At 27.0% G+C, this 12,392-nt stretch carries 8 protein-coding genes and 1 pseudogene; all 9 read right to left on the reverse strand.

Going from position 1 to position 12,392, the window contains the following annotated elements; all coding sequences use genetic code 11:
- Positions 1 to 162: 162 nt before the first annotated feature.
- The 9 genes and pseudogenes from C4N20_RS03280 to C4N20_RS03320 all read right to left on the reverse strand — a co-directional run bounded on the left by C4N20_RS03280 (position 163) and on the right by C4N20_RS03320 (position 12,367).
- The gene (locus tag C4N20_RS03280) at positions 163 to 1,743 is read right to left on the reverse strand and encodes an N-acyl-D-amino-acid deacylase family protein (protein WP_005980901.1); all 1,581 of its coding nucleotides are present in this window, start codon (positions 1,741 to 1,743) and stop codon (positions 163 to 165) included.
- A 15-nt stretch (positions 1,744 to 1,758) separates the two neighbouring features.
- Positions 1,759 to 2,484 carry a serine hydrolase gene (locus C4N20_RS03285; RefSeq protein ID WP_005980899.1) on the reverse strand — a complete coding sequence of 242 codons (726 nt, stop codon included), beginning with the start codon at positions 2,482 to 2,484 and terminating at the stop codon, positions 1,759 to 1,761.
- Between the two features lie 24 nt (positions 2,485 to 2,508).
- Positions 2,509 to 3,813: a GntT/GntP/DsdX family permease gene (locus C4N20_RS03290; protein ID WP_005980896.1), complete on the reverse strand. Its 1,305-nt coding sequence runs from the start codon at positions 3,811 to 3,813 to the stop codon at positions 2,509 to 2,511.
- 115 nt (positions 3,814 to 3,928) lie between these two features.
- A complete protein-coding gene (locus C4N20_RS03295) occupies positions 3,929 to 4,237 on the reverse strand; it encodes a DUF3870 domain-containing protein (RefSeq protein ID WP_005980894.1) in 309 nt (102 codons plus the stop codon).
- Between the two features lie 234 nt (positions 4,238 to 4,471).
- Positions 4,472 to 5,029, reverse strand: a complete 558-nt coding sequence (locus tag C4N20_RS03300; RefSeq protein ID WP_005980892.1) for a DUF1788 domain-containing protein — start codon at positions 5,027 to 5,029, stop codon at positions 4,472 to 4,474.
- A gap of 14 nt (positions 5,030 to 5,043) precedes the next feature.
- Positions 5,044 to 5,631, reverse strand: a complete 588-nt coding sequence (locus tag C4N20_RS03305) for a BrxA family protein (protein ID WP_005980890.1) — start codon at positions 5,629 to 5,631, stop codon at positions 5,044 to 5,046.
- Positions 5,632 to 5,651: 20 nt separating this feature from the next.
- The gene (gene brxL / locus C4N20_RS03310) at positions 5,652 to 7,670 is read right to left on the reverse strand and encodes a protease Lon-related BREX system protein BrxL (RefSeq protein ID WP_005980888.1); all 2,019 of its coding nucleotides are present in this window, start codon (positions 7,668 to 7,670) and stop codon (positions 5,652 to 5,654) included.
- Positions 7,671 to 7,682: 12 nt separating this feature from the next.
- The gene (gene pglZ / locus C4N20_RS03315) at positions 7,683 to 10,199 is read right to left on the reverse strand and encodes a BREX-1 system phosphatase PglZ type A (protein ID WP_005980887.1); all 2,517 of its coding nucleotides are present in this window, start codon (positions 10,197 to 10,199) and stop codon (positions 7,683 to 7,685) included.
- Positions 10,200 to 10,366: 167 nt separating this feature from the next.
- Positions 10,367 to 12,367: pseudogene (locus tag C4N20_RS03320) on the reverse strand (DUF4357 domain-containing protein).
- Between the last annotated feature and the right edge of the window lie 25 nt (positions 12,368 to 12,392).

Genomic DNA, 12,392 nt, shown 5'->3' on the forward strand with positions numbered 1-12,392 from the left:
AAACATTATACATTCTATAGAATATATTATATTTTAAATTTACACTTTTTTATCCAAAAAGTCAATAGAAAATCTTATTTCCCTACATAAAAATAAATGAGCCCAAAAGTTGAATAGCTTTTGAGCTCATTTTGACAAAAATATTTTTTTGAGTTATTTGAGTTAAATACATCTTCCTGTTGTTTCTCCAGTAAATACACCTTTATCTACTGCTATTTTTCCATTGACTATAACATATTCGATTCCTTCTGATTTTATAAAAGGATCTTCAAATCCTGCTCTATCTTCAACTTTTTCATAGTTAAATATAGTTATATCTGCAAAATATCCTTTCTCTATCTTTCCTCTTTCCTTAATAGAAAAGATGTTGGCGGTTTTAGATGTTATTTTATTTACCATTTCCTCAATAGTGAACATATTTTTCTCTCTATTTATTTTTATAAATTTAGGAAAAGTTGCAAAATTCCTTGGATGCGGAATACCAAATTTTTGATTTTTTTCTGCTGGTACAGAACTTCCATCACTTCCAATAACCCCTATGGAAGTCCTCATGAAATTATACATATCCTCTTCTCCAATAGAAAAATATATCGCCTTTGCTCTTCCACCACTTTCTTTTATCAAATAAAGAATTGTCTCTATATCTTCCAGTCCTTTTTCTTCTTTAATTTCTAATACAGTTTTTCCAGAAAATTTATTATCTGGAAGGAAGCTGTTAGATATTAATATATTAGATATTCCCCCCCTTTTATAAACAATATCTATAATCTCTTCTTTTTCTTCCTTTGTAAGAGTGTCTATTCTCTCAATAAATTTTTTTACATCTCCATCAAATATTTTTTCTGGAAGAAGCACCATCAGTGTAGTAGATGTAGCTGTATATGGATATTGATCATATGTTATATCCATCCCTTTTTCTCTTGCCTCTATAATCAAACTTAAAATCTCATCTGATTTTCCCCAGAGTCTTCTGTCCATTATTTTCAAATGAGATATATTTACTCTGCATCTGCTCTTTTCAGTACATTCCAATACTTCTTTTATAGATTCTATAACATATTCTCCCTCATTTCTTATGTGAAATGAAGCTACTTTGTCATATTTAGCTGTAACTTTTAATATTTCTGTTATTTCATCTTTATCCATAAAATTTCCTGGTTGATATACAAGTCCAAAAGATACTCCATATGCCCCCTCCTGAAGCTCTTTTTCTAAAGCTTCAAGCATATTTTTCATCTCTTCTTCATTTAACTTTTTAGTACTGAAACCTACACTATCAATTCTTATACACCCTGTTCCTACCAAGTATGCCTGATTTGTAATAAACCCTTTTTTATTGATTGACTCTTTTAAATCTTTCATACTTTTTATATTTTTCAGTTCAGAATTTTCCTCTGGCAATACAAAATGATCTCTTACATATTGAGCTAATTCTCTATTATACTTCTCTTTTATTGGAGATATTCCTATCCCACAGTTTCCGTTTACTTCTGTAGTTACCCCCTGAAGTATCTTGCTTGTCATCTCCTCAGAAAAAAATGCTGCCAAATCAGAATGGCAATGGGGATCTATAAAGCCTGGTGAAACAATTTTTCCAGAAGCATCTATCACCTTTTTTCCATCTAATTTCTCAAATGATATCTCTGCTATTCTATCTCCAGTTATTCCTATATTTACATTTTCAGCTGCTCTTTCTCCTCCAAAAACAACTTTTCCGTTTTCTATAACTAAATCAAACTCCATTGCTCCTCCAATTCCCTATTTACAATAGTTATCAAAGATTACTTTCCCTATTAAACTATTTATCTTGATTCCATCTTCATTTTTTTCTAAATCCTTTGTAAGAACTATGATATCTACCCATCCTCCATCATAGAACAATCTTCCTGTATCATGTTCTATATACATAAGCTCTCCTGTCTTATGGGCAAAGTCTACTTCTCTTGCAAAATAAAGAGGTATCTTGTTATTGTATGCCTGATTTCTCAGCATATCTAAATCATCTGAATTTTCACATAACATTTCCAATACTCCTAATACATCTTTTGGAGTAGTAAAATTATCCTTTCCAGCTTTTCTAGCTTCTGCATCCATCATTTTTCTTCCAAGTACAGTCCCTGTAAAACCTTTTTCCTTTATACATTCATTTATTTTATCCATTCCAATATAATCTATAAGGATATTTGTTGCAGTATTATCACTGAGGCATATCATGAGATATGCTGCATCTTTTACTGTAAGAGGAAGTCCATCTCCCATCACTTTCAGTATCCCACATCCTCCAACTTTATCTTCTTTTTTTAATTCTATCTTTTTATTATACTCATCTTTATTCAGTGCCATAAGAATAAAAAGCTTAATTATACTGGCTGAAGGAAAAACTACCTCCTCATTTATTGTTATCATTTTTCCAGATGAATCTCTTATTATTACTCCAGTTACACCACTATTTTCTTCTATTATTTTTTTTATTCTCTCTTCCATTATTCAACCCCTCCATATTTTATTTTAAATTGAATAAATAATTGCTCTAGCTATTACATATACTATCATTACTACTGTTATTGTCATTCCATTTCTTATCATACTTTTCAAGTCTTTTGAACGTGCCAGTCCCATCTGCCCTATCATATCCCCTGTTGGATAAGCAAAAGATGTTATCTGTGAACCAATCAAAAGTACAGTTCCCCATATAGTCATAGGTAAATTTATATCCACGACTATATTTTTAAACAAGTCATTTAATACAACTGATTGTGCAACTGCTGCTCCTGATACTCCAAATATTCCTACCAGAGTACTTATTATTATAAATCCTATATCTCCACTTACTTCAATCAATGGTTTCAGCATATCTCCAAGTGTAGTAAATGCTCCTGTCATTGTAACAAATTTCAGGAATGGATCATACAATACAAACATGAAAAACAGCCAGAACATTCTTGTTGCACCTTTTGTAAGGCTTCCTATAATATCCATCATACTTCTTCCAGCTGCAAGTCCAGTAGTAAAAGCTACTGTCAGCATAACTACTATTGCATAAGCTGCTCCTGCTTTTGCATATATTCCATATGCCAGCATTCCTATCATTACCAAAGCAAATACCATTGTTGCTTTATTTATTTCAGGAGTAGATACAAATTCTACATCTTTATCCATATCCTCTGTTGAATACATTTCAATTCCTTCATACTGCTTTTGTACTTTTTTTCCAGTATAATAAGTAGATACAAGTACAAGAGCTGCTACAGGCATCCCTATATTTGCAAGATATGTTCCATATGTAAGACCTGTAAGTCCCATCAATGTAATTACTGGAGGAACAAATGGCCCTAGGAACAATCCACATGCTCCTGCTCCATGAAGAATAACTGCCAATGCATTAGGTGTTAATCCAAAACTTGCAACTATTGGAATCAATATTGGTGCTATCATAGCGTTTGCTCCTGCCAGAGTTCCCAATAAAGAAACCAGCAGAGTTGAAGCTCCCATAGTCACTATTATAGCTTGATTCTGACTTTTTATTCCTACTTTCTTTATCAGTATTTCTACTAGATTTCTAGCAACCTTTGTTTCTGTAAGAACTTCCCCCAATCCTGCTCCCATCATAATGATAAATCCAATAAGTCCTAAAAATGATTTCAGTCCATTTGCTATTTCATTTGACAAGCTTACAGGTGTTTGTCCTGTCAGTACTGCCCCTACTAAAACGCAGATGATAACTGTTGATAGTAGATTTTTCCCTTTAAAAGCAAGGTACAAATAAATAACTAGTGGTAAAAAACCTATTAATGCTGGTAATCCGAATATCATAAAATCCCTCCTCTGTGTTTTATAAATAAAAAAGATCTAAAATTCACACATTCAAAAAAGAAATGGTAGAATTTTAGACCTTACTTACTTAAATGTATAACTGTAAACAAGTGTTTTAATTCTTAGATTTTATATATTTTTTTATCGCATCTTTATATGCTACTATTATCGACTTCTGTGAACTTCCTAAATAAGTTCTTTCTACTTCAGCAATTATTTTATCCTGATCTTTTATAAAATTTTTTCCTACAAATATCTCTCTTACAAAAGAATTAGTTATTTTTAGGATCGATGACATTTCTGTTTCTAATATAATGTCGTCTTTATCTGACACTATAAAAGCTAAAAAAAATTTATTATAATTTTTAGTTATAGGATTGTCTAAGTTAGTTTTAGCATTTCCTACAATATATTTTTTATCCATTTTGCTGTTCTCCAAATAGCTATATATTTTAATTAAGAAATCAATTTGTAATTTATTCTAACACACTAAATTTTAAAAATCAAACTTTTATCCCTATTCCATTATATATATTTTAAATATATCAATCATAAACAACAGATAATTTTTGTATATTATTTGAACTTCAAAAATTTTATTAGTCTTATAGAAAAAATTTGACTAAAAAATGGTCTTAGTTCTTTTTTTAATGTAATTTTATATTCTAAATGCTCTATAATAATTATTATCTTTAAATCCAAATAGTCTTAAATCGATATTTGTATATTCACCTGGAAAAAATAAAAGAACTTTAGTATGATCAAAAATATTCTGTAAATTATTCAAAATGGTGTGAGTTCGTACTATAGGAAATATTTTCCCTACTCCTGTTAAAATTATAAAATTTTTATTTTCACTTTTTTGTTCAATATATTTTACAATAACCTCACTATTAAAACTTTTTTTTAATTTTTCATATAAAAATCTAGTTCCTTTTTTTTCTTCTATTTTAAAAGAAACATCTAAAATATCATCATTTTTCATACTTTCAAGCAGCAATTCAAATATATCTATTTCTACAGTTCTTAATCTTTCATTATTTTCTAAAGACGGTAAAAATTCATTTTTAATAAGATCTCTAACCTCTAACTCAGTTTCTGGAGAATAGTCAAATATATAAAAAGGAACTTCATTCGCTAACCCTTTATTATTATAAAATTCTTCACTTTTTACTTTTTTTATTAATCTTTTAAATTTTTCATTTATATTTTCCATAATTTCCACCATTTCTAATAAAGCATTATTTTTAGTATTGATTTACTCCCATTTTCTTTAATTTCATCTATGACCTCAGAAATAATAAGAGGTTTTAATATTTTATATAATTTCTCCTTCTCCTTTTTAATAAAACCACTCTCTGTTAAAAAATTTTTTAATTTTAAAATTATTTTCTTTTTTGTAGGATCACTCCAATTTTCAATAATTTCTGATTGCTCAGCTTTATTCTCTAAAAATTTTATAAATTCACTATCTTTTAGATAGTAATCATAATTATTATACTTTTCTCTTATTACTTCATCCATAAATTCTGCCACAATTCTTTCATTGCATAAAATGCTATAAAATATTATAAATTTAGTAGTATTAGTATCACTATTTACTAAATAATATTTTAAAATAGATGTCAAAGAATTTAATCTTTTATTAACAGTTTGAAACTTTCTATTAAAATTATTTTTACTAATACAATCTAAGATGTCCCTTTCCTTAAATATTTCCTTTAAATTTTCTGTAATTTGGTTTTCTACTAAAAATTTACCAGCATTTTTCATTTCAGTAAAATAAAAATTTTCTCCAGTTATTGCTCTATATTCCATTTTTACCTCTTTTCAAAATATTATAAAAATCCTAGAGCTTTTTGAACAGCATCAATAGGATCTTGATAAAAAATAAGCTGGACATCTCCTAAGATATCTGGAGGAAGACTCCCCATATCTTTCGCATTTAATATTGGTATTAATGCTTTTTTAGCTCCAGCTTCTCTAGCTATTTGAAGGGTATTTGCTAATTCTGAAACTACTAATACAGAGCCTGAAAGAGCCATTTCACCTAATATAACAGTTTGTCCTAATACTTGTCTATTAAGTGAATTAGAACACATAGATATAAATCCACCTAATGTAAGATTATCAGACAATCCAACATTTTTTTCATCAGAAACAGACAAATAAAATTCTTTCTCTGAAATATTAATAGCTCCACTTATTCTTCTAGAATTTATTTTTAAATAACTAAAAGCATTTTCAAAAGTTTTTCTATATTTATTATCTGAAACTGTAACTCTTCCTTTTCCAGAAGATACTTGACACTCTATTTTATAAAGTCCTTTTATACTACTATTACAAGATGCAATTGTATAGAGAGACCCTACTTTTAATTGACCCTCTGGTATAAGTTTTCCTCCCCCTTGCTCTTTTAAATTAACATATTTTTCTTCACCTATTTCTTTATCAATATAAGAGAAATTAGTTGCAAAAAATTCCATTCCAGCCATTTTTTTAAGTTGTTCTTTGACTCTTCTTCTATATTCTAAAGCTCTTACTAATATCTCCTCTACTTCTTCCTTGCCAAACTCTCCATCTGGATAAATTAATTTAATAAAGGCTGATACCGTTTTTCTTACTGCAATTGTATCCCTTTGATTTAAATCTCTACCTAAAACAAAGTATTTATCTATTGCATCACCATAAGATATCTTCCTAAGTTCCCTAAAAACTTCTGCCATATAATCTACTATCAATCCATATTCTTTTGTAAAACAATGTGGAGAAAGTTTTGGTATTTCCCATCCAGGTATATAACTATGCATCCTATCAAAAAATGCAGAATCATTATTCATTTCTGGAGGAAAATCTACAAGAAGATGTGCTGTTTTTACTAAAACATCTATACTTTGATTTATATTTCCTATAAAAACCATTGATGCATTAGCATTTTTTTCTTCTTTTCCTCTTGCAAAAGAGCCACTTGCCATAAAATCTTTCATTATTTGAATACCATCTTTATCCTTAAATTTAATCCCTGCAATTTCATCAAAAGCTACTACATCCCAATATCCAACTAAGCCAATTTGTTTTTTTGACATGTTATAAAATAAATTGGCAACTGTGGTCTGTCCTCCTGAAAGAAGAATGGAATTTGGACTGATCTCTTTATAAATATAAGATTTTCCTGTTCCTCTTGGTCCTAACTCACAAAGGTTATAATTATTTTCTACTAAAGGGGCCATTCTTCCTAAAAGATGCCAAATTGCATCTTTATCAAAAATTTCTGGTTCCATTCCTGTTGATCTTAACAAAAAATTGATCCATTGATTCTTGGTAAACTTTTTTCTTCCATCATAAACATCTAACATATTTAAATTTGCAATCTGAATAGGTCTTAATTTTTCCAATTTAAATGGTGAATCTCCTACACTTAATTCATCAAATTCATAACTTAGAGTAAGAATACACCATATTCCTCCGCTTAAAAGTTTTTCAAATTCTTTTATATAAGCACCTGGAATTTCTATATTCCCCACTCCTAGATTTGAAAGTTCCCCTTCATATCTATCTTTTTTTTCATTCAATTTTACATTTACTTTATCTATGACAGTATAACTTCCTATTTCTTTTATTTTTGATTTTACCTTTTCAGCTTCATCAGGACGAACATAGTTTTCCGCCAATATTTTTTTTACTTTTTCCATACCTATTTCTATATTTTCTTTATCTATTTGGTTGCAATACATTCCTAATAAATATTCCAATACATATATAGGTACATTGGCCCCACCTTTTATTTTAGAAACTAAGTCTTTCTTTACTATTTTTCCTTCAAAAGCCTCATTTCCAATTTCGTTTATTATATCCATAAACCTTCCTCTCTAAAAATCAAAATCTGATGCAATACCTAAATTTACATTATATTCTTTTGAGTCTAAAATATCTCCACTTTCAATATCTGATATTTTTAAAAATACTTTTTTATGCTCTCCGCTCAAAGTTAATCTAAAATTATATTGAAAATTTTCTTCCGTTGCATTTAATCTAACTTTGAATTCATCACTTACCTTAATCCCAAGCTCTGTATATAAAGCAGCAACAATATCTCTTTCAATGATTTTTCCCTTTATACTTACAGGTTCTAATTGATATATAGTAAATTTTGTTAAATTAGAAGTTATTTTCCACACACTTTCTTTTATTCTAACCCCAACCTTTGAAGATTTTTTAGAATTTACTCCACTTTTATAGTGAATTAATGGAACTATCATTTCTTGTGGACTTATCCCACCATGAACAAACTGTAATCCATTTCCAAGACTCTTTATTCTTTGATTTTTTATGGGAAATATTCCATATAAATCATTTACATTTAAAGTAATACACCCTTTTTCTTCTACATAATTGGAATATAATGCGTATCTCTTCCCTATACTAAAATATTCCTGATTACTTAATTCAATTTTATCATATTCTGCTATCTCTTTTCTCTCATAAAGAAAACCATGGTCACTTGTTATATAAATATTTACAATTCCAAGACTAGAAAGTGTTTTAGACAATCCTGTTATGTCCTCTATGGTTATATGGCATGCTTCAAATGCTCTATTTTCAGTTTTCCCCTTATCTCCAATAGCATCAATGTTATCATGATATATATATATTACTTTTTTACCTTTAATATATTCTTCTTGTTCTCCTCTGCTCTTATTTTTAAACCTATCAAATGTAATAGCAACTGATTCTCCACAACTAAGCTTTAATATTTTTTCTCTATTTTCAGTATTTAAAGTATTTATATTTTTTATGAAAATTTTCTTTTCAATTAAATCAATTTTTTTCTGTGACCCAAATGGAAGAAGATTTGCCATTCCTATTGAAGTTATACTTGGAAGTTCTGTAATCATTGAATTTAAAATTATTTCTTTTGTATTAGCTTCTTTCATTAATTTTTTAGCTATTTCATTTCCCACTTCAAATCTTAGTGCATCAGAAATAATAACTGCAACTCTTGTATCAGCCTTTGTTATATGTTCCTTATAGAAGTTTTTTTGTTGTGGCAATTTTTCCCTTTCACTAATATGATTAGACCAAATTTCTAATAAAATTTCCAAATATTCTTTTTCATAAAAATATGCTATTCTATCTTCAAGTTCGTCTAAAATCCCATATAGTTCATTATTTTTCCCATTATCATAAGAATAATAAAATTCTCTATAATATTTATCTATCATATAATATTCACTTGTATAGTCAATAAATACTTCATTTATATTACTTCTTTCTTTAACCGTTACTGTTTCTTTTAGTCTAAGAATATTTATTGCAGCAAATAATGCTTTATAAAAATAGAAATACTTTTCTCGCCATAAACTATTATCTAACCTTATTTCAATATACTTTTGATATATATCAAATTCTTTAAATCCAAGAGTTAATCTTTCTACAATGTCTTTAATAACAATTTGATCAAAATATTCAATTCCTATCCCTTGAACACTGCTTTCTAATTCTAACTCATCTATTCTATCTTTTATATTTATCTCTAGACTTAGATTATAAAACTCTTCTTTTATCATTTTATTAATTTGATTATTTTGTAATAAAGATTCCACAAAAAGATAAATTTCATTTGTTTTACCTATATAATATTTTTCTAAATTTATATGAGGTTTTTGTTGTATCCCCCTATAGAAGTGTACTACTAAAAGTATTTTTAAAAATTGTTTAAAATTATTTACATCTATATCAAATTTTTTCTTTATTTGATTATATAGATATTTTAGTCCCATCCATTTTTCTACTATTTCTAATTTATTCTTATTTATAATCAAATTCTTCAATATCTCCAGTATCTCTATGCTTTTAGATCCAGAAATACTAGCTAATATAGACATTTTTAATTTATTTTCGTTCATATTATCTATATCATTTATCACTTTTTTTAATTTTTCTTTTCTTTCTTTGCTAGCAAAAAATTCTAAATGGTCTTTAATAATTTTACTTAATTTATAATCTGTTCTATCTAATTTTAATTCCTCTATTATCATTGCAGATTTATCAGCTTCAAAAAATTCTGAATAAAATTCTATATCCAAAAGATAATTTTCATTATCTTTTGGCTTTGGATACTCACTATATATTAAATAATTTGATTCAATATCTGCTATTTCTAATGTATACTTTGTTTTAAATATATTAGTATCAATCATTTCCCCTTTTTTATTCATTTCTTTTGTCAAAATAATGATTTTTATATTTTCTAACCTTAATTCTTCCATTACATCTTTAAATGCTCTATCATTATCATACCAAAAAATTATATGTCTTTTTTTAGGGTATACTGGAGTTAGACTAAATCTATATTCAAGCATCTCTTTTATCTTTTCAATTTCCATGATAATATCCTTTCATCATTTTTTCTATAATTTAGTATATCTAAAACTACAAAAATAAGCAAGGAAAAGAAGCACTTCTAATCACACTTTTTAAAATAAAATAAAACCTAATAGAATAAGAAATTTTCCCTTATTATTAGGTTTTATTTAACAATATAGAATTATTTTTATTGTTTTCTATAATCATTCAAAAGTTTTCCTTCAAAAGTTTTCCATTCAGTCCATCCATTTGCTGATCTTCCTAAAATTAATGCTGCTGCTGCACTTGGTGATGTCATTTTATAATTTTCTTTAAAAATATATTTATTTTCTAAATCTTCTATTATATTTTCTTTTAATAAAGTTTCAATATTTTTTTATTTTGTTTTTCAACTGATTCATAAATTATTTTGCTAATTGTACTTCCTTTTAAAGTTTCTATTAGACAACTATTTTCCTGTTCCTGAAAAATTTACTCCTTTTAATAAAATGATTTATTCAACATCTCCTATTTTTCTCATTTCTGGTCTTCTCCAAATTTGAATTATATCTTTATAAAGATTTTCAAATCTCTCTGCCATTTTTAGAAGATCCCATTCATCTAACTTTCCTAAATATCCATTTAAATATAGTTTGCTATTTTTATATCCATAGATAATATCATCTCTTTTACAAGAAAAGGACTTACTTCTTAGATTAGAGTCACTTCTAATTAAAGTAAGATTTGAAATTGTATCTTTAACTCTTTTCATATATTCAAACTCAGTCTTTGAATATTTTTCTTTCCAATCTTTATTAGGTTTTTGAGGAAATATATGTCCAATTATAATTTTTCCATTATGAAAATCTATTGGTTCATTATGATAATAATTTTCTAATCTTTGAAAAACATAATTTAATTTATCTTTGTCTTTATAGAGTGGTTTTAATTTTAAAGACTGTTTTAACTCTTCATCTGTTGGAAAGCCTTGGTTTAATAAAATACTTTCTAAAACATTATAATACTTTCCATCTTTAGATGTTTTAGAATACATCCCTTGAAATAATTTACTTAAAGCATTTGATGGTTCTCCTGTTATATATCTTCTCCATATATAACTTTGAAGTAGTTTCAGAATATTAATAGTTTCTTTTTTAGATATTTTCTCTTCTTTACAGTCTCTTAGTACCCCTATAAGAAAAGGGGTAATAACTGTTTGATCTAAAATTTTTAAGTATTCTAATTCTTTTCTTAATTGTAAATCTTTTTCTAATTTAGGTTTTCTAATAATAGCATAAAAATATGAATATATTTTTATATCTTCAAGTATATCATCAGTTTTTCCTTGATAGAATTTTTTAAATTCCTCAAATACTTTTGATTTTGTAGGAATTTTACTATTTTTTAATGTCAAATAATCTCTTATAAAGTCAGATATATAACTTATTATTTTGCTTCCATCACTAACTTTACAGTTATTCTCAATAGGTAGCCATATGTCTTTATATATTTTATTTTGCTCAGTTTTTTCTAAATCCATCAATATATAATTTTTAATCAAATCCCCCTGAGATAAATCTAATCCTGTTGAGTTCAAACTTTCAAATATCTTTTGTGGATCGTCCTTTCCCTTTTCCAAAGCTATATCAACATATATCAACTTTTCTATTCCCTTTAAAAAACATTCTATCTCTTCTCCCGATAAATTTTCTACTGAATTTTTAAAAAATATATAATTTTTTAACATATTTCTATCTTGATACTCTTCCAATTCATTAAAAAAATTTTTAGATATTTTATTTAAGATAATTAAATTTTCTTCTGGAGGCAATAATTTTAAATTCATCTCTTTTTCTGAATACTTATTTATTATATATTGCTCATATATTTTATCAGCTGCTCTTTTATTTGTTTCTTTCAATTTATAATAAAGTGCTAAAAATAAAAGAGTTATAGTAGTCATTCTTTGTTGTCCATCAATTACATAAAATTCCTTTTCTCCAATACTATATACTCCATCATGAATGTACACTATACTCCCAATAAAATGAGAACTCACATTCATATCTTTACCTACCTTTAATATATTATCAAAAAGTAGTTGGCAATGTTTTTCTTGCCAATTATAATCTCTTTGATAAACTGGTATAGAAAAAACTGTGTCTACCTCTGAAAATAAATCTATAATCTTTTTTTCACTAGCCTTCATTAAATTTAATCTCCTGTTTTATATT

This window comes from Fusobacterium ulcerans (genome assembly GCF_003019675.1).
Lineage (GTDB): Bacteria > Fusobacteriota > Fusobacteriia > Fusobacteriales > Fusobacteriaceae > Fusobacterium_A > Fusobacterium_A ulcerans.

Coding starts and splice junctions, on each gene's coding strand:
- C4N20_RS03280 (WP_005980901.1), bottom strand. CDS start 1,743: ATGGAGTTTGATTTAGTTATAGAAAACGGAAAAGTTGTTTTTGGAGGA.
- C4N20_RS03285 (WP_005980899.1), bottom strand. CDS start 2,484: ATGGAAGAGAGAATAAAAAAAATAATAGAAGAAAATAGTGGTGTAACT.
- C4N20_RS03290 (WP_005980896.1), bottom strand. CDS start 3,813: ATGATATTCGGATTACCAGCATTAATAGGTTTTTTACCACTAGTTATT.
- C4N20_RS03295 (WP_005980894.1), bottom strand. CDS start 4,237: ATGGATAAAAAATATATTGTAGGAAATGCTAAAACTAACTTAGACAAT.
- C4N20_RS03300 (WP_005980892.1), bottom strand. CDS start 5,029: ATGGAAAATATAAATGAAAAATTTAAAAGATTAATAAAAAAAGTAAAA.
- C4N20_RS03305 (WP_005980890.1), bottom strand. CDS start 5,631: ATGGAATATAGAGCAATAACTGGAGAAAATTTTTATTTTACTGAAATG.
- brxL (WP_005980888.1), bottom strand. CDS start 7,670: ATGGATATAATAAACGAAATTGGAAATGAGGCTTTTGAAGGAAAAATA.
- pglZ (WP_005980887.1), bottom strand. CDS start 10,199: ATGGAAATTGAAAAGATAAAAGAGATGCTTGAATATAGATTTAGTCTA.